Annotated in this window: 16 protein-coding genes; 13 read left to right on the top strand and 3 right to left on the bottom strand. The window is 37.9% G+C overall.

Annotated elements, in window-relative coordinates:
• Positions 1 to 120: 120 nt before the first annotated feature.
• Entirely contained in the window at positions 121 to 834 is a 714-nt protein-coding gene (locus JOC48_RS10525; RefSeq protein WP_204499565.1) for a DUF2161 domain-containing phosphodiesterase, read from the bottom strand.
• Positions 835 to 1030: 196 nt separating this feature from the next.
• On the opposite strand from JOC48_RS10525, the gene JOC48_RS10520 reads away from it, so the two are divergent.
• The 9 genes from JOC48_RS10520 (at position 1031) to JOC48_RS21525 (ending at position 12514) form a co-directional block, all read left to right on the top strand.
• A complete protein-coding gene (locus JOC48_RS10520; protein WP_204499468.1) occupies positions 1031 to 1132 on the top strand; it encodes a putative holin-like toxin in 102 nt (33 codons plus the stop codon).
• 470 nt (positions 1133 to 1602) lie between these two features.
• Complete coding sequence (locus JOC48_RS10515) at positions 1603 to 2871, top strand: ammonium transporter (protein ID WP_204499466.1); 1269 nt, start codon at positions 1603 to 1605, stop codon at positions 2869 to 2871.
• A 349-nt stretch (positions 2872 to 3220) separates the two neighbouring features.
• On the top strand, positions 3221 to 3466 hold the full coding sequence (locus tag JOC48_RS10510) for a MerR family transcriptional regulator (RefSeq protein ID WP_204499464.1): 246 nt from the start codon (positions 3221 to 3223) through the stop codon (positions 3464 to 3466).
• Between the two features lie 156 nt (positions 3467 to 3622).
• Positions 3623 to 4741 carry a CdaR family transcriptional regulator gene (locus JOC48_RS10505; RefSeq protein ID WP_204499463.1) on the top strand — a complete coding sequence of 373 codons (1119 nt, stop codon included), beginning with the start codon at positions 3623 to 3625 and terminating at the stop codon, positions 4739 to 4741.
• Between the two features lie 136 nt (positions 4742 to 4877).
• Positions 4878 to 6005, top strand: coding sequence for a glycerate kinase (locus JOC48_RS10500; protein WP_204499462.1), 1128 nt, complete (start codon positions 4878 to 4880; stop codon positions 6003 to 6005).
• An 18-nt stretch (positions 6006 to 6023) separates the two neighbouring features.
• Positions 6024 to 7379, top strand: coding sequence for a GntP family permease (locus tag JOC48_RS10495; protein ID WP_204499461.1), 1356 nt, complete (start codon positions 6024 to 6026; stop codon positions 7377 to 7379).
• Between the two features lie 334 nt (positions 7380 to 7713).
• Positions 7714 to 8574, top strand: a complete 861-nt coding sequence (locus JOC48_RS10490) for an ROK family protein (RefSeq protein ID WP_204499460.1) — start codon at positions 7714 to 7716, stop codon at positions 8572 to 8574.
• 536 nt (positions 8575 to 9110) lie between these two features.
• Positions 9111 to 10970: a 5'-nucleotidase C-terminal domain-containing protein gene (locus JOC48_RS10485; RefSeq protein ID WP_338024276.1), complete on the top strand. Its 1860-nt coding sequence runs from the start codon at positions 9111 to 9113 to the stop codon at positions 10968 to 10970.
• 245 nt (positions 10971 to 11215) lie between these two features.
• Positions 11216 to 12514 (top strand): GDSL-type esterase/lipase family protein, encoded by a 1299-nt coding sequence (locus tag JOC48_RS21525; protein WP_204499458.1) that lies wholly within the window; start codon positions 11216 to 11218, stop codon positions 12512 to 12514.
• Positions 12515 to 12695: 181 nt separating this feature from the next.
• Here the strand turns inward: JOC48_RS21525 and JOC48_RS10475 are convergent, their stop codons facing one another.
• Entirely contained in the window at positions 12696 to 12902 is a 207-nt protein-coding gene (locus JOC48_RS10475; protein ID WP_204499456.1) for a hypothetical protein, read from the bottom strand.
• 258 nt (positions 12903 to 13160) lie between these two features.
• Between JOC48_RS10475 and JOC48_RS10470 the strand changes: the two genes are divergently transcribed.
• The 4 genes from JOC48_RS10470 (at position 13161) to putP (ending at position 16805) form a co-directional block, all read left to right on the top strand.
• Complete coding sequence (locus JOC48_RS10470; protein ID WP_204499454.1) at positions 13161 to 13472, top strand: DUF1806 family protein; 312 nt, start codon at positions 13161 to 13163, stop codon at positions 13470 to 13472.
• Between the two features lie 26 nt (positions 13473 to 13498).
• Positions 13499 to 14206 carry a PIG-L family deacetylase gene (locus JOC48_RS10465; protein ID WP_204499452.1) on the top strand — a complete coding sequence of 236 codons (708 nt, stop codon included), beginning with the start codon at positions 13499 to 13501 and terminating at the stop codon, positions 14204 to 14206.
• A gap of 62 nt (positions 14207 to 14268) precedes the next feature.
• Entirely contained in the window at positions 14269 to 15123 is an 855-nt protein-coding gene (locus JOC48_RS10460) for a chemotaxis protein (RefSeq protein WP_204499450.1), read from the top strand.
• A gap of 221 nt (positions 15124 to 15344) precedes the next feature.
• Positions 15345 to 16805, top strand: a complete 1461-nt coding sequence (gene putP, locus JOC48_RS10455; RefSeq protein ID WP_204499448.1) for a sodium/proline symporter PutP — start codon at positions 15345 to 15347, stop codon at positions 16803 to 16805.
• A gap of 96 nt (positions 16806 to 16901) precedes the next feature.
• On the opposite strand, the gene JOC48_RS10450 is transcribed toward putP, so the two are convergent.
• Positions 16902 to 17429 (bottom strand): DUF6944 family repetitive protein, encoded by a 528-nt coding sequence (locus tag JOC48_RS10450; protein WP_204499446.1) that lies wholly within the window; start codon positions 17427 to 17429, stop codon positions 16902 to 16904.
• Positions 17430 to 17538 lie beyond the last annotated feature (109 nt).

Raw genomic sequence — 17538 nt, 5'->3', positions numbered from 1 at the left:
GAGTGTATGGGAAAATATAGGGAAATGAGATTTGAAAAAGCAAGCTATTCAAGTAAATTCTTATACGATAAATATGCCTCTATCGGTTTATAGCCCTAAAAAAATAAAAAGGATAATCCGTTATTTCTGGTAATACTCGACAAGATCAGGATATTCTTTCATCGCTAGCTTGCCTTTTTCACTGAGAGCATAGACACCTCTTTTTACTCGAACAAACCACCCATAATAGTTTTTGCTTAAGATCGATTGCGTTTTGTTCCCTGTTCCCATTTGTTTTAATTCCTTTGGTGATAATTCACCTGCTTGATCAAGATAACAAGCAATCTGGATACAATTCTCTCGGTAAGCGGTCATAATTTTCTTTCTGCTGGAACCTCCAATATTATAATCGGCACTTCGTCCATGGATTTCTTTTAAAATTGCTTGTCGAAGGTACTTGCTTTTTCCCATACTTATTGGGCGATGAAAAGGTGTTGGCTCAATGGCAATTTCTACTCTTTTGCGATTTCCTGAAAATGAAACGAGGATAAGGCCTAGCTCTAATCTATTTACTAAATGGCATATATCTCTCCATTTTCTTGAGCGAGGTTTGTAATTTTTGGGTTTTGGTACGGCAATGTACACATGGTCCGATAATTTTTGCCTTTTTGTGGCTTGGATAAGCAGGTCCACACTTAAGTTCAACTTTAATTCAACGAGAATCAAAATATCATCTTTAACAACTGCTATATCACAATCTTTAACCTCACCATAGACCTCATACCCCTTACGTACAAAATATTTTTGGATAGGTTGATATAAATCTGCCTCTTTACGTTTATCTGTTTCTTTCATTGCTAGCACCGTCCAGTAAAAGAGTTACTAGCATTCATTCTATCATAATGGTATGGGACGGGGGTGGAACAGGTCCAGTGTTCCTCTGATCAAAATCGTATATAGAACATACATTCCCTTTATTGCGCATTTATGATACAATCTAGTAAGATAATGTTCTTTAGGAGAGGTCGGCTAACCCCGTCGAAAGGGGGTGATGCCTCTGAGCATGTACGAGAGTTTCGTTGTATTATTTAGCTTCGGAACCTTTATCGTTGCTTTGCTCGCTTTGATCGTATCTCTGATCAATAAAAAATAGACCTCCCTATTTACCCAACAAGTGACTAGGTGAGGTCTATCCGTATAAAGGATAGCCGATCCCTCTGGGGGAACCGCTTATCTACAGGCCACAGTTCCCAGCTGTGGTCTGTTTTTATTATATGACTATATAGTTAAATTATACCATAGTACTTGCAATATACAAATAGACAGGAGCGAGAAGGAATTTAAAAAAGGAGTAATACCGAATTAGCCACGATTTAATCTTCAAATATAGTTATAGACTCACTACGCTTAAGCAAAATAAACACGTACTCTCTATTCAAAGAAAAAAATTAAATCCTCTTTTATGCCCGAGCTTATTTAGATGGTATCGGATACAAAAAGTCAAAGTGAATAATTACCTTGTAAGATAATCTTACAATTTTATTGTGTGAAAAATGCAATGCTGTTAGATTAGTAATTAACAAGAGATGTTAACTCTTTTAACACGGAAGGGGAGAAGTTTTAATGGAATTAGCACTAATGGATAATTTGTGGGTGATAATGGGTACAATTTTAGTTTTTCTCATGTTGGGAGGATTTATTTTACTAGAAGCTGGTTCGACTAGAATGAAAAATGCTGGTCACATTGCTGGTAAAACAATCTTCACAGCTGGTATTGGATCTTTAGTTTTCTGGGCAATTGGATGGGGATTTATTTATGGTGAAGGAAATGGATTCATTGGATTAACTGATTTCTTTTATGGTGATGCATCATTCGCTGGAGAAGGATTATCTCCTGCTGTAGACTTTATCTTTCAAATGATGTTTGCTTTAGTTGCTATGACAATTGCGTTTGGAGGATTTGCGGAGCGTGCGAAATTATCTGCTTATGTTATTTTTGCAATTTTATTCTCTGCAGTAATTTACCCAGTAGTAGCACATTGGATCTGGGGTGCAGGTTGGTTAGCTGACCACGGAAAGCAAGACTTTGCTGGTTCCACCGTTGTACACTTAACTGGTGCGATGGCTGCATTAGCGGCAACCATTATCTTGAAGCCTCGTATTGGAAAATATAACAAAGATGGTTCATCTAATGATCTTGCAGGTCATAACCAAGTTTTTACTGCGTTAGGTGTTCTACTTCTTTGGGTAGGTTGGTTTGGTTTTAACGGAGCTAGTACGTTTGGAGTTGCTGATGCATTCTTTGGATTTGTTATTTTAAATACACAGTTAGCTGCAGGTGCGGGTGCTGTTGCTGCGATGTTTGTTGCATGGGCATTAACTGGAAAAGCAGATGTTCCTACCACATTGAATGGTGCATTAGCTGGTCTAGTAGCAATAACAGCTCCGGCAGGTTTTGTGGAACCGTGGGCTGCGGTAGTAATCGGTTTGATTGGTGGTATCATTGTCGTATATAGTATGAAACTGTTTGATAAAGCGAAAATTGATGATCCAATCTTTGCGTTATCTGTTCACGGTACAGTGGGTGTTTGGGGTACAATTGCTAACGGATTCTTTGCAGTACCTGCGTTCTCAACAGATATTGGCTGGGGTCAAGCCGGACTGTTCTATGGCGGTGGCTTCACGCAGTTAGGTGTTCAAATCTTAGGTGTTGTTGCTAGTGGTCTTTATGCTTTCGTAGCCGCATTTATTATTTTAAAAGTTATGGATAAAGTGATGGGTGGAATCCGTGTAACGGAAGAAGAAGAAATTGTTGGTCTTGACTTAAGTGAACACGGTGGATATGGATACCCGGAAAATATTCCTCACCCTAATGATAAGAAAGGTGCGTAAAAAGAAAGCTGCTGATTAAAATAAGGGAATTGTTGATGATTGAAAATTCGCTGGTGTTGATAACAGGTGAATGATCACAGTTCTACTCAATCGTCACCAATGAAATGAGCTTCACGATAAAGTTATAAAAATAGAAGAATTGGCAAGGAAGAAAATGCAAAGTGAGTTGGGGGAATACTCGGCTCCTTTGCTTTCTTTTTAATTGATAGTCCAGGCTGATTATCCATTTGGAATGGTCAAAGGTGAATAATCCCATTCACGGACAAATCATCTCGTTCAAAGAGTGGATATTTCCGGGGATGCTTTACTAATAGTGGATAGATAGGAGCAGCGAAGAGGAGGAGGGGGCTTGAGTAAAGATATTCCTAATGATGTAGCAACTTTTCCAATCAGTGTAGTAAAGGAATTGACTAAGTTATCTGGCCGACAAATTCGTTATTATGAGAAACAGGAACTTGTTAAGCCTGCAAGAAATGAGGGTAATCGAAGGGTTTTTTCGCTTAACGATATTAACAGGTTAAGAGAGATAAAAGCGTTAATAGACAAGGGGATTAACATCGCGGGAATAAAAGCGATGCTAAAGGATTTAGACTAAACTCGTTCTGGTATTTGCTAGTTTTTTATAGGGTGTAATAGACACAAAGGTGCACGATTCATTTGGGAAGGTGAATCTTGCACCTTTGTTCTTTTTGTGATTTAGTATGGTGGGACAAGGAACCTGTCCCTCTGTCCAGAACAGGAGTGAAATAATATGAGAATATCAGCAGATTTGGCTTTGCCTATCATCGAAAAGTTAAAGAATGACGTTAATTTTGATATCAATATTATGAATGATAAAGGTGTCATTGTAGCTAGTACAGATTCAAACCGTCTCCAACAGGTTCATGAGGGTGCATTTCATGTTATTAACAATCAATCACCGTTAGTTATTTACCCAAAGGAACGTGGAAAATACAGTGGTTCTAGAGAAGGGGTTAATCTACCTATAGAATTTCTTGGTGAGATTATAGGTGTTGTAGGTGTTACGGGTCACCCGGATGAACTTTCGCAATTTGTTCATGTAATTAAAGTAACAGTAGAGGTGTTGGTTCAACAGGTACATTTTAATAATCAACTTCACTACCAAAAAACTTTAATGGAAAATTGGGTACTTGATTTAGTACATCCACATTACTTTGATGAAAAAAGGACAGATGCTTATGCTCGACATTATTTAAATATTAATTCATCCGAACAAGTACAAATTTTAGTCGTTTCATTTAATAAGCCAACTATGGAACGAAAGGGTGTATATGAACGACAGGCAATCCAGGAAGATATCTATAAGAGAATTAAATCATTAATACCATCCGTGCTTTTTCATGCTTTTTTTGAAGATAGCTACTGTGTCATTGGTATTCAATGTAAAGAAATCCTTCCCGTCGCAGAGCACATTTTAAAAGACCTGGATAAAAATTATAAGGATTTAAAAATCGGAATAGGTGAGAAATATCATGGTGTAAAGGGATATCGGAAGTCCTTTTTCGAAGCGATGGATAGTATTGGTATAATGGATAAATTTCAATGCACAAAACGGATTGCTCATATACACGAATGGGGAATCATTCGTTTGGTAAAACAAATTCCAGAAGAAAAAAGGCAGGTGTTCTTAGATCATTATTACTTCGATTTAAATGATGAACTTATTGAAACTTTACACGTATTGTTTGAATGTCAGATTAATATGAAAGAAACGGCATCTAAGCTTCATATTCACCGAAATACATTAATCTATAGGTTAGAAAGTATTCAAAATCAAATAGGGTTGGATCCTCGTAAATTTGATGATGCTATGACGCTTAGAATAATTTTGATAATCAAACAATTGTAGAATTCATTTTATAATTGTGCATTTGCACAATTATTTTAAGTATTATGAGAAAAATGTCGGACTTTTGCATGTTGTAATCGTTTACCTTAATTAGGTAGTATGAAAGAAAATCAAAATATATGAAAAGGTGTTAAACATGAATATTGTAATAGCTCCAGATTCTTTTAAGGGAAGTTTAAGTGCACTTAATGCAGGAACTATGATGAGGAAAGCCTTTGAGGATGAATGGGATGGATTCAACATTCGGGTCATTCCCATGGCAGATGGGGGAGAAGGGACACTAGATACACTAGTTTATTCAACAAATGGGAAACAAATAGAAGTAGAAGCTACAGGTCCTTTAGGTGAAAAAATTAAAACAGTGTATGGTATGCTTGGGGACATGAATACTGCTGTGATTGAAATGGCAAATATAGCTGGACTACCAATGGTACCCAAAGATAAGTTAAATCCACTGAATACAACGTCTTATGGCATAGGGGAAGTCATTTTGGACGCAGCCGATAAAGGGTGTCGTAGATTTATCGTAGGTCTTGGAGGAAGTGCTACCAACGATGGTGGATTAGGTATGCTACAAGCATTAGGCGTTACCTTCCTTGATGAAAATAATGAAGTTATAGAGCCTTATGGACATTCTGTTGGTAAGGTTAGGAAAGTAGATTTCAGCACGATGAAGTCAATCATTAAGGATTGTTATTTTCAAATCGCATCGGATGTTGATAATCCCCTTTGTGGCCCAAAAGGAGCTTCCTATATATTTGGCCCGCAAAAAGGGGCTGATAAACAAATGGTTGAAGAACTTGATCAGGCATTAAAAAGTTATGGGGAAGTCATTGAACAAACATTAAACAAAAATGTTTTGAATCTCGGTGGAGCTGGAGCAGCAGGAGGGCTTGGGTTCGCTTTCTTACTTTTAAATAGTAAGCTTGAGTCAGGTGCTAAACTGGTAGCTGAATTTTCAAATTTGGCCGAAGCTATTCATAAAGCTGATTGGGTTTTGACTGGTGAAGGACAAAGTGATTACCAAACCTTATATGGTAAAGTCCCTTCCTATGTTGCAAAAGTAGCAAAACAGTATAACGTTAATACTTCACTTGTTTCGGGTAGCCTTGGCAAAGGGTTTGAAAAGTTATATGAGGATTTTATTAGTTGTCATTCTATTACTAAGGGTCCAATGAGACTTGAAGAATGTATGATACGAGCAGGCGAACTTTTATATTCTGAAACAAAAAATATAGCTCGTTTACTTCGAGCAAAAATATAAAGAAGGAGATTGGGGAATATGTCAGGATTATGGTTAATGTTAGTTATTGTATTAGGAGTTGGATTTATTGTCTTTGCTACAGCAAAGTTAAAGCTACATCCATTTTTATCTCTATTATTTGCAGCTTTTTTAGTAGGACTTTTAGCTGGGTTACCACTTAACGAGATTGTTGAAGCGGTAAATGGTGGATTCGGCGGTTTAATGGGATACATTGGGATTGTCATTGTAGCCGGTACAATTATTGGTACTATTTTAGAAAAATCCGGTGCAGCACTTCGAATGGCAGAAGTTGTTTTACGTTTAGTTGGAGAGAAACGACCACAGTTAGCAATGTCATTAATTGGTGCAATTGTCAGTATTCCTGTATTTTGTGATTCTGGATATGTTATTTTATCTAGTTTAAAGAAAGCGCTTGCTAAGCGTGCCAAAGTAGCTCTAGCGTCGATGGCAGTTGCATTAGCTACAGGTTTATATGCAACACACACACTAGTACCACCTACACCAGGCCCAATCGCAGCAGCTGGTAACATTGGAGCTAGTGATTATCTTGGAACCATTATTTTAATCGGTATCATTGTAGCGATACCAACAATAATTGCTGGATATTTATGGGCAGTGAAAGTAGCTAGTAAAATTGAGATTGAAGGTGAAGGGGATAACGATTTAGACTATGATGAAATAGTAAAATCCTTTGGTGAGTTACCATCATCATTTAAATCCTTTGCTCCAATTGTTTTACCGATAGTCTTAATTGGGATAGGTTCAGTTGTTAATTTTTTCCAATGGACAGGCGGATTTGCTGAAATTCTATTATTCTTAGGTTCTCCAGTTGTTGCCTTATTAGTTGGGGTCTTAGTATCATTTGCATTAATGCCTAAATTTAACGAAGAAACGTTAAATGGGTGGGTAGGTCAAGGAATTAAGGATGCCGCTACTATTCTATTGATTACTGGTGCTGGTGGCGCGTTTGGTTCTGTAATAAAAGCTACGCCTGTAGCGGAGATCATTCAAGGAATTGCTGATGGTGGTTTATTACAAGGCGCTCTTTTATTGTTAATCCCATTTATTGTAGCTGCATTGTTAAAGTCAGCGCAAGGATCTTCAACAGCAGCATTGGTTATCACATCATCATTAATTGCTCCATTACTGCCACAAATGGGAATCGAAGGAGCTATTCCACTAGCGCTTGTTGTTATGGCTATTGGTGCAGGAGCAATGACAGTATCACATGTTAATGACAGTTATTTCTGGGTAGTCACTCAATTCAGTGGAATGAAAGTAACAGATGCTTACAAAGCACAGACAGCAGCAACATTAGTTCAAGGACTAACAGCATTAGTAGTTTCATTGATTCTTTGGATAATATTAGTATAAGACTAAGAATATGGAGGGTAATCCCCTTCATATGTTGTTTAGAATCTATAATATTTATTTTAAACTGGTTATTAATAATAGAATTGGTGAAAAAGAGGGCCTCTCTTTTCGGGCTGTCGAGACTTTCTCGACAGCCTGATTTTTTGCTCTGGTTTAATGGCTGTTTTCGTATACTTTTGTTCCTAACGCTACCGCAGTTGAAATACACTTCACTTTCCATGGGGGTCTGACCCCTTTGTTTCTGTGTTAGTATTTCTTTTAAGGAAGATTTTAAGTAAACTACTATTAGAATGATAGTGATAAGTGTACAATAGTGTTATTTAGGAGGGGAACTATGTATTACGGAGCAATTGAAGCTGGTGGCACAAAATTTGTTTGTGCAGTAAGTAATGATAAGTTTGAAATTGTAGAAAGAGTTAGTATTCCAACCACAATCCCAGAGGAAACGATGGAGGAAGTATATAAGTTTTTTGATGCTTATAGCTTAACGTCGATTGGGATTGGATCATTTGGTCCGATTGATGTGAACAAAGATTCTGATACTTATGGTTTTGTTACAACAACACCAAAAAAGGGCTGGAATTACTTTGATTTTTTGGGGAGTATTAAAGAACGTTATCAAGTTCCAGTTGCATGGACAACAGACGTAAACGCAGCAGCTTTTGGTGAGTATAAAAAAGGGAGTGCGCAAGGTAGCAATAGTTGTCTTTATTTAACAGTAGGAACCGGTATTGGCGGTGGAGCTGTTGTAGATGGAAATATACTTGAGGGTTTTGGTCATCCGGAAATGGGACATTTACTCATTCGTAAACACCCGGAGGACAATTATAAAGGTGCTTGTCCATATCATGAAGGCTGTTTAGAAGGTCTAGCTTCTGGTCCAGCTATTGAAGGTAGATATAACAAAAAAGGTCACGAGCTAGCAAGTGAGGACAAAGTTTGGGAAATTCAAGCCTATTACTTGGCACAAGCATTGGTAGATTACACGTTAATTCTAAGGTCTGAGAAAATCATCTTGGGCGGTGGTGTGATGAAACAAAAACAGTTATTCCCACTAATTCGTGAGGCATTTAGTAAACAAATGAATAACTACGTGGAAACACCAGAGCTAAGTCAATATATTGTTGATCCAGGATTAGGAGATGATGCTGGTATTACAGGCTGTTTACTATTGGCAGGAGAAGCTGCTTTATAGTGGCTTCGGACAGACACAATGTCCTGGGACAGGAACCATGTCCCGGGAATATATTCATTAGCCAAACCTGGACGATTTTCCCCAGTATTAAATGTTACATCATCAAGTGCTAGTGGTGGCTGTTCCATCCAATATGATCAATCATAATATTTGCGCCATTCTATATATATCATCATTTCAAATCTCCTCATTACATTTGAATTCCATAAAATGAATGAACTATCTAAATATATCTGCACACCTCTCTATGTAAATTTACGTATTTAGATTGCCTAATAATATAGGTTTTATATGTACTGTATATATCATTAAACTGCCCCTATGGGAGGTTCCTAGTCCCAAAAACCCTCCCTGGACAAATAATCATGATTTTTAAACACGAGACAGGTTCATTTAAGGCTGTCTCTTAACGCCTACTCAATTTTTAGTAATGTTATCCTTTTTACCCAAATTTTATCATTTATTTACAATTTATTTACAAATAAATGCTAGAATAAAAGAGTAAAAAAATGATAGAAAAGGTTGGGGGAAAAGTCGTGAGAAAAATACGAGTAAGTTTTAATCTATTATTTTCATTTGCATTATTATTTGGTTTGTTTTCACCATCACATGTACTAGCGGAGGAAACGAACGAAGCCAACATTAAGGTACAACTTCTAAGTGTAAATGACTTGCACGGAAGAATCGACAATGAGGCAGAGTATGAAGATCAAGACGGGGACGGAGAAGAGGAATTAACGGGTCCAATGAACTATTTGGCAGCATACTTAAAGCAGTATGAAGCACAGAATGAAAATACATTAATTGTTCATTCTGGAGATATGATTGGTGGAAGTCCACTCGTTTCGGCCCTGTTCCAAGATGAGCCAACAGTAGAAATTATGGAGGAAATTGGCTTTGATGTAGGTACAGTAGGAAACCATGAGTTTGACGAAGGTATAGACGAAATGCTTCGTATGGTCAACGGTGGAGAGCATCCAGAAGGTACACCGGGATACGATGGCATGGATTTTCCTGTCGTGGCTGCTAACGTTCAATACAAAGATTCAAAAGAATTAATGCTAGATCCTTATTTTGTACAGGAAATTGCTGGACAAAAAATTGGTTTTATTGGTGTGGCAACTACTGAAACACCAAATATGATTGTTCAAACAGGAAATGAAAATCTGGAAATTACGGATGAAACGGAAGCGATCAATCAATATGTTCCAGAATTGAAGGAGCAGGGAGTAAAATCAATTATCGTTTTAGCACATAACCCTGGTTATCAAGAAGGTGATGTTATTACAGGCGATGCAGCAGATATTGCCAATGGTGTTGATGATGAAGTGGATGTCATTATTGCTGCGCATAATCACGTAAAGCTTAACGGTTATGTTGATGACAAGCTAATTGTACAAGCTTACGAATATGGTGAAGCTTTTGGTGCAATTGATTTAGAGATTGATCCCGCAACAGGTGATATTGTTAAAAAATCAGCCGAAATTGTAATTGCAGATAAGGAAGAAATTGAAGCCGATGAAAATGTATCAGCTATCCTTGATACATATGAAGCAAAAGTAGCGGAATTGAAGTCAGAAGTGGTTGGAGAAGCAGCTATTGACCTTGAAGGTGGATATGGAATCCGTGGTGAAGTTGGAGATAATGCGTTAGGAAACCTTATTGCGGATGGTATGAAAGAAGCGATGAATGCTGATTTTGCATTCATGAATGGTGGGGGAATTCGTGATGATATCTCAGCGGGTGACATCACGTTTGGTGACTTATTTGATGTACAACCATTTGGAAATACGCTGATAAAAGCAGAATTTACTGGTACTCAAATTGAAGAGATTTTGAATCTTCAAATCAGTGAGCAGTATGGCCCAGATTACAGTGTGTCTGGTTTGAAATATACTTGGCAAGGTGAAACACAAGAAGTAGTCAATATTCTTCTGCCAGATGGTTCAAAAATGAAGAAAAATGAAACCTATACATTAGTAGTGAACAACTATATGTACTACGATAATGACCAAATGATTAACGAATACGGCCAAAATCAAGAACAAGGTCCTAATGACTTGGATGCTACTGTAGATTTTGTGAAATCCTTTGATGAGCCTATTAAATACGAGGCTGAAGGACGTATTTCTCAAGTAGAGGCTCCATCTGAAGGTAACAATGGTAAGGATGACCAAGCAAATAAATCGGAGGAAAAGAAAGAAGAAGCTAAAGAAAACAAAGAGGAAAAAGGTAAGGCAGCAACTTATGTAGTGAAATCAGGTGATACATTATGGGCAATTGCTCTATCAGCCTATGGAAATGGTGCGGAGTGGAATAAAATATTTGATGCAAATAAAGATGTCATTTCAAATCCAAATCAAATCTTCATTGGACAAAAAATTATACTTCCTTAATTGTAAAAAGAAGTGTATGTAAATGCTGAGGACATTAGAAAACTTCGACATTCGTCTTGTCTTATAACGAGTGTCGGAGTTTTTTATATGGGGATGGGACGAGGGACCTGGTCTTCCATCTCGACTTTTGTAGAAAATACCAGAATAGTGTCTGGTAATTGAGTTGTTTTAGCTATGGTTTTATAAGAGGATTAAGTGCTAAACTTGGTTTGTCTAATAAACAAACTATTAGGGAGGAATGAAATGTGGTAAAAAGAGGATTAACGTTATTTTTAGTTATCCCTTTGCTAATTGGAATTATTTTCAGTTCCAGTGATGCTTTGACTGGATTATCTATTGTTCAAGCAAAAGATAATAGTAACTCTGGTCAATGGATTGGGGCTTGGTCTGCAAGTCCGATGGCACCACACGATGGAGGTATTTCAAATGAAGGATTTGATAGCCAAACCATTCGCATGATTGTACATCCAAATGCATCAGGCAAGCAAATAAGCCTGCGATTTTCAAACACATTTGGAACTGAACCACTAACATTTCATAAAGTAACTGTTGCGGACACTGAAGAAGGCGCTAAAATGAAACCGGATACAAACAAAACGTTAACTTTTGATCAAGAACAATCCGTAACAATACCACCTGGAGAAGAAATTCATAGTGACCCAATCCCGTATCAGGTGACAGATGGAGAAGATTTAACGGTAAGCGTGAATGTTTCATCTGAAACTGGACCAGCTACCTGGCACTGGTTCTCTTATCAAACCACGTATATTTCGAAGGAAGGTGATTATACAGAATCCAATGACGAAGAAGCATTTTCTGAAACAGTAAACTCATGGTTTTGGCTATCAGGCGTTGATGTAAAAACAGAGTCCAATAAGAAGTCGCGTGTCATTGTAGCGCTTGGGGATTCAATTACAGATGGGTACATGTCTACTGTAAACGCTAATCACCGATGGACTGACTTTTTAAATGAGCGACTTGATGAGGAAATAAGTAACCAAACTTTTTCCGTGTTGAATCAGGGGATAACTGGGAATAGAATTTTAGCAGATTCACCGATATTTGGTGAAAAAGCGTTATCTAGGTTGGATAGAGATGTATTTTCTCAGACTGGGGTAACCGATGTTATTTTATATGAAGGAATTAATGATGTTGGTCATCAGCCACATGTTTTCGATGCGGATAAAATAATCTTTGGCATGAAAGAAATCGCAAGCAAGGCTCATGACCGTGGATTAAGAATCTATGCTGCAACATTGACTCCATTTAATGCTTTTACCGACGACTCAAATTATTACACGGATGAGGGAGAAGCGACGCGACAAGAAGTTAATAAATGGATACGAAACAATGATGTATTTGATGGATTTTTTGATTTTGACAAAGCGATTGTGGATCCTTCTAGTCCGGATAAGATTCTTCCGGAATATGATAGCGGGGATCATTTACACCCGAATGATCGTGGTTTAGAAAAACTAGCTGATTCTATTGACCTTTCTATGTTTGAAAAGCCATTAAATCGTGGAAAAGCTTTCGTAAATTAAAAGAAAAAGATGCGAGGCAAATCGAACACTTTGGCTTCGCACCTTTTTCGTATGAAATGTTTCAGCGCTGGTTGTTGCGGTTGACATCGATTAAAGTTATGCGGAGACAGGCAAAAAGCACCACAAAAAGACGCTTTTGTGGTGCCTGTACTCTTACTTATGTCTGGTACTATTTTATGTATTAAGCACTAATTGTTGATTGCTTGGATGCAACTTGTTGACAAACACTAGGCTTTTCGATAAGAATACCTCTTCGATTAATAACAGAGATGATTAAACCTAATTCGTAATACATCGTTTTCGTGTTTTCACCTTTTTTAATTTTCTTATTAACTTCTTTATAAAATTCCATTAACATATCATTAGGTAACTTTTCGTAAAAATTCATTATTTTCACCTTCTAACCTAAATTATTATCTTGATTCTTATTATAAAACAAAATGTAAGCGATTACAATAGTTTAAAACCAAATAAATAAAAATTATTCTGGGAAGCAGGGATGGGACGCAGGGACAGGTCCCTTGTCCCATAAACGTAATGCGGGACAAGGGACCTGTCCCTGCGTCCCGCTTGTTGGAAGGGGTTACATGCGAGTATAATAAATGGATAGAGAAATTGTACGTCTCGAATGGAGGAGGGGTGAACTTTGGAAAATATTTCCTCGGAATTGTTGTTGAAAAAACTTCAACATTGGGTTGGGACGAACATATATATCCACATGGAGATAAATCCAGGTGGTTATTTTCGGAACGGCAAAGCTTGTTTAGAGCGCGTGCATGTAAAAGGTGAACAAGCCTTTCGTGTCTTTTTGGAACTGGACCAACAGGAGTCAATCATTCATGTCGATCATTTGACTCATATGCACATTGCTGATGACCTGGTGGTAGTCACCGGTTACGATGAACACGATCGGCTCGCTCGTACATTGGAAATAAGTTCTCAGCCGTTTCCAATTTAATTTTTAGAGTAGAAGGGATGCTTCGAATGGCAACGATTATGGCAGTATTTGCACACCCAGATGATGAAACCTTTATTTGTGGCGGTACGATGGCAAAACACGGACATGAAGGTCACCGTGTTGTGTTGGTTTGTGCAACAAAAGGGGAAATGGGGCGACGGATGGGGGTTCCGCCGATTGCAACACGTGAAGACATTCCTACTATCCGTGAACAGGAACTAAACAATGCATGTAAAGTGCTACAGATTAAGGAGTTAAGGTTCTTAGGGTACCGTGACAAATTATTAGAAATTCAACCTTCGGAAACGTTAACACAGGCTGTGTTCGAACAAATGATTGAAATAAAACCAGATGCGGTTGTAACGTTTCATGAAACGCTCGGCGGACACCCTGATCACTGTGCAATTGGACTCGCAACAACCCAAGCGTTTCAAATGTATCAAAAGTGTGGAGTTTCACCGTCGAAGGCTAACTTATTTTATGTATCTGGCAGTAATGCCGCAAAAAATCCACGCCAATATGGCCTTTTACCTCAACAAATGACCAAGGTTCATGTGAAAGAATATCTTTACTACAAGCTACTAGCATTTCGCGCACATAAAACTCAATCAGAAATGGACGACTGGGTATGGATGCGGGATGGAAAAAGCTTGAAAAAGTTTTCGGAGTACGAATATTTTATTAATGCCCATCCACCGTATCATGGTGAGATGGAGTCATTGGACCAATATTAAAGAAATTAACTAAATAAGTGGGACACGGGACCTGTCCCTGTGTCCCTAAAAGGGGGAGGGCGATGTTTAAAAAGCTAGCTGTAGCAATTGTTCATGGGATGGGGAATCAAAAGGAAGGTTTTGCTGAGAAATATATTGATGTGATTCGAAGTAAATTTTCCGAAAAAATAGATCATCTAGTTGAATCCCCTTCCGCATACCTTATTATTCAACCAATCCAGTGGGCAACAGTTTTTGCAGATAGAGAGGAAAGTTTATTTAGCAAAACAGTTAGTGCCAACCATTTACATTATCAAAAACTCCGAAAATTCCTCATTCACTATTTAGGAGATGCTATTGCTTATCAGCCTGTGGGAGAAGGGAAGCATAATTATGAAAGAGTACATGAAAAAATAGGCGAAGGCCTTAACATTCTCTCAACAAAAGCTGGAAATAATGCTCCATTATGTGTCATTTCACATAGTTTAGGTTCTGTTATTGCAAGTAACTATTTTTACGATTTACAACACAAACAAAAGGATGTCATTTGCGTTGTTAACAAAGCATCGCCATTAGAAAAGGGAGATACCTTAACCTTATTTTATACAATGGGAACGACACTGCCGCTATGGAGTTTACGTTATCACAACTTTGATCGCCCTATCCATATTCCGTCTAGTAAACTTCAATATTACTATCCTGGTTTGAAGGGGGAATGGATTAATTTTTATAACAAAGATGATGTCTTAGGCTTTCCATTAAAAGATTTAAATGAAAATTATTATAAATCTGTGAGTGAAGACAAAGCCGTTAATGTCGGCGGATTATTAACGAGTTGGAATCCTTTAAGTCACTCAGGATATTTTAAGGATCAGGATGTCATGGAACCAATTGTTGATGGATTGGTTCGCACCTGGAGACAAATTAATCATGTGTAGGTACGCGGGGACAGGCTTGGATTAACTCCAGCCTGTCCCCGTTTTTCTCGAATATAAAGAAAGTTGATGGGGACTACTATATCTACATAACCAAATGAGGTGGTGTTTTTATGGTACAGGAAACTTTGACTTCAGCAACTTGGGGTTGGTTATTAATTCCAATGTTATCTGTTGTCGTACTATCGCTAATTACTTTCTTTACAGGAAGAGGGGAATAGAGGATGAATATTGCTACTCTAGTTACGTTTATTGTCTATTTAGTAGGGATGCTAGTAATTGGAATTATTGCTTATCGTTTAACGAAAAATCTCTCTGATTATGTGTTAGGTGGACGAAATTTAGGTGGAAGTGTTGCGGCTTTAAGTGCGGGAGCTTCCGATATGAGCAGCTGGCTTTTGCTTGGTTTACCTGGAGCCTTGTACGCAGGTGGGATGAATCAAATTTGGATTGCGATTGGTTTAGCTGTGGGGGCTTATTTGAATTGGCAGTTTGTTGCTAAACGGTTAAGAACTTATACAGAAGTTGCCAAAGACTCGATTACCATTCCAGATTTTCTAGAAAACCGTTTTCATGACAAGTCAAGAATACTACGTGTGATATCGGCTTTTGTTATCTTGATTTTCTATACCTTTTATACATCAGCAGGGCTTGTTGGAGGTGCTATTTTATTTGAGCAATCCTTTGGTTTCAGCTACCAAGCTTCGTTATGGATTGGTGCAATCGTAATTATTTCCTATACGTTTTTAGGTGGATTTTTGGCAGTGAGTTGGACGGACTTTTTTCAGGGGATATTAATGTTTTTAGCGTTAATTATCGTACCGATTATTGCAATCAATGTGGTAGGTGGCTGGAATGAAGTTGTTAATAGTGTCGGGAACATTGATTCGAGTTACCTTGATGTGTTTGCCGATACAACAACAATAGGAATTGTTTCATTGTTAGCGTGGGGTTTAGGTTACTTTGGACAACCTCATATTATAACGAGATTTATGGCTGTGAAATCGGCAAATGAAATACCGAAAGCTAGGTTTGTTGGGATGTCATGGATGGTATTTGCTTTATATGGTGCGATTTTTACAGGGTTTGCAGGTATTGCTTATTATGCAGATGCTCCATTAGAAAATCCAGAAACCGTGTTTATCGCGTTCACCCAAGAGCTCTTTAATCCATGGATAGCAGGGATTTTTTTAGCTGCCATTTTATCAGCAATTATGAGTACGATTGATTCTCAATTACTTGTTTCCTCAAGTGCTGTTGCCGAGGATTTTTACAAAGGGATTATTAGAAAAAATGCAACTCAAAATGAATTAGTCTGGGTTGGACGTATAGCAGTGATTACGATTGCAATTATTGCTATTATCATTGCTCAAGATCCTGAGAGTAGAGTCTTGGATTTAGTCGGATATGCTTGGGCGGGTTTTGGTTCTGCTTTCGGCCCGGTAATCATTTTGAGCTTATTTTGGAAAGGTACAACGAGAAGAGGGGCAATTGCCGGAATCGTGGTTGGTGCTTTGACGGTAATTGGTTGGACGCAATTTGAAGGGGGAATTTTTGATTTATATGAAATAGTACCAGGTTTCATTTTATGTGCTGTTGCCGTCATTGTCATCAGTCTTATTTTTGGCTCTCCAAAAAATCCGTCCAATGTTGTCAGAGAAGAATTTGACGAAGCTACAGAATAATGGGACGAAGGGACAGGTCCCTTGTCCCGCGTTACGGGTTACAGGACGAGGAGGGATAGACAGGGGCCTGTCCCCATGTCCTTTCTGAAGTCTCTGCTAATTCTGACCGATAGCAGAAAGAACAGCTCCGATTGCTTGAATCCAGCTGCCAACTGTATTCATTACTTGACCATCTCCTCCTTTTTGTTCAATCCCTCCTGCAATGGATTGCATCGAATTTCCGATTACTTGTAGAAGATTTCCATAAGTTGAATATATTTCTTCCATGGAAGGTTTTTCCTCCCAATTTTGAGTAGAAAAAGCTATTCCTCCACCAACTGCTTGAAATAAATCTCCCTTTATTTCTAATTCCTGAGCTGTCTTATCATTAAAATTGATTATATATTGAGTGACAATGGTCGTATTACCAATAGCTTGTATTTGATTTCCAATTTTATTTAGCGTAAAAGGTTTTATACTATCGGCCATTAATGCGTTTCCGCTTCCCTGGAGCACATTTCCTATCAAGTCTAAATCATTTAGTAATTTGGCAGGGATTTTAAAAGGTGTACTGCCAATAGCAGAAATGATAGTTCCGATCGCTTGAATCCATGATCCGAGTACTGCTTTTTGATCATTGTTCATAATATGTTCTCCCTTATTTAAAAGTGCTTTTTACATTGTACTCGAATGATTTATCGATTGTTATGGCGTTGTTATAAAATAGGTGTTAGCTAGTTAGGAATCCGGGGTA

Origin of the sequence: Aquibacillus albus, assembly GCF_016908325.1 — a bacterium.
Lineage (GTDB): Bacteria > Bacillota > Bacilli > Bacillales > Amphibacillaceae > Aquibacillus_A > Aquibacillus_A albus.
Note: the sequence above shows the minus strand (reverse complement) of the source record. Positions and strands in the feature narration are given on the sequence as shown.

What these genes read in the sequence shown, in the direction of transcription:
- JOC48_RS10525 (WP_204499565.1), bottom strand. Translation starts at nt 834, where the DNA reads ATGAAAGAAACAGATAAACGTAAAGAGGCAGATTTATATCAACCTATC.
- JOC48_RS10520 (WP_204499468.1), top strand. Translation starts at nt 1,031, where the DNA reads ATGCCTCTGAGCATGTACGAGAGTTTCGTTGTATTATTTAGCTTCGGA.
- JOC48_RS10515 (WP_204499466.1), top strand. Translation starts at nt 1,603, where the DNA reads ATGGAATTAGCACTAATGGATAATTTGTGGGTGATAATGGGTACAATT.
- JOC48_RS10505 (WP_204499463.1), top strand. Translation starts at nt 3,623, where the DNA reads ATGAGAATATCAGCAGATTTGGCTTTGCCTATCATCGAAAAGTTAAAG.
- JOC48_RS10500 (WP_204499462.1), top strand. Translation starts at nt 4,878, where the DNA reads ATGAATATTGTAATAGCTCCAGATTCTTTTAAGGGAAGTTTAAGTGCA.
- JOC48_RS10495 (WP_204499461.1), top strand. Translation starts at nt 6,024, where the DNA reads ATGTCAGGATTATGGTTAATGTTAGTTATTGTATTAGGAGTTGGATTT.
- JOC48_RS10490 (WP_204499460.1), top strand. Translation starts at nt 7,714, where the DNA reads ATGTATTACGGAGCAATTGAAGCTGGTGGCACAAAATTTGTTTGTGCA.
- JOC48_RS10475 (WP_204499456.1), bottom strand. Translation starts at nt 12,902, where the DNA reads ATGAATTTTTACGAAAAGTTACCTAATGATATGTTAATGGAATTTTAT.
- JOC48_RS10465 (WP_204499452.1), top strand. Translation starts at nt 13,499, where the DNA reads ATGGCAACGATTATGGCAGTATTTGCACACCCAGATGATGAAACCTTT.
- JOC48_RS10460 (WP_204499450.1), top strand. Translation starts at nt 14,269, where the DNA reads ATGTTTAAAAAGCTAGCTGTAGCAATTGTTCATGGGATGGGGAATCAA.
- putP (WP_204499448.1), top strand. Translation starts at nt 15,345, where the DNA reads ATGAATATTGCTACTCTAGTTACGTTTATTGTCTATTTAGTAGGGATG.
- JOC48_RS10450 (WP_204499446.1), bottom strand. Translation starts at nt 17,429, where the DNA reads ATGAACAATGATCAAAAAGCAGTACTCGGATCATGGATTCAAGCGATC.